This window comes from Pseudomonas sp. DCB_AW (genome assembly GCF_026240895.1).
GTDB lineage: Bacteria > Pseudomonadota > Gammaproteobacteria > Pseudomonadales > Pseudomonadaceae > Aquipseudomonas > Aquipseudomonas kermanshahensis.
This window is the reverse complement of the sequence record NZ_JAPFCE010000169.1, coordinates 1-470: the sequence shown is the minus strand read 5'-3', so window position 1 is coordinate 470 and position 470 is coordinate 1. Positions and strand designations below refer to the sequence as shown.

General features: G+C 57.9%; 1 protein-coding gene. It reads right to left on the bottom strand.

Annotated features, from left to right (window positions below):
• Positions 1-81: 81 nt before the first annotated feature.
• Positions 82-470 (bottom strand): hypothetical protein (locus OO306_RS28105; protein WP_265970391.1); only part of this gene is annotated, 389 nt, incomplete at its 5' end.

Here is a 470-nt window from a genome sequence, read left to right as displayed (position 1 = left end):
GAGAGTTTGGTCTCATTGGCACAGAATTGTGAGGTTAGAGAGGCGTGCAGGGAGGTTTTTGTACACCCAGACAGTGGAGTACTACCACTGTGTATCTTTTGCACAGTAATAAAGAGCAGTATCCTCGGCCCGCAGGCTGTTCATCTGCAGGTACAGGCTGTTCTTGGCGTTGTCCCGGCTGCAGGTGAACCGGCCCTTCACGCTGTCGGCGTAGCCGATGCTGCCGCTGTTCCAGCTGATGCCGCACACCCATTCCAGTCCCTTGCCAGGGGCCTGGCGGACCCAGTGCATGGCGTAGTCGTCAAAGGTGAAGCCGCTGGCGGCGCAGCTCAGTCTCAGGCTTCGACCGGGCTGCACCAGGCCTCCGCCGCTTTCCACCAGCTGCACTTCACACTGGACACCTTTTAAAATAGCCACAAGAAAAAGCCAGCTCAGCCCAAACTCCATGGTGGCGGCGGTACCAAACTCTC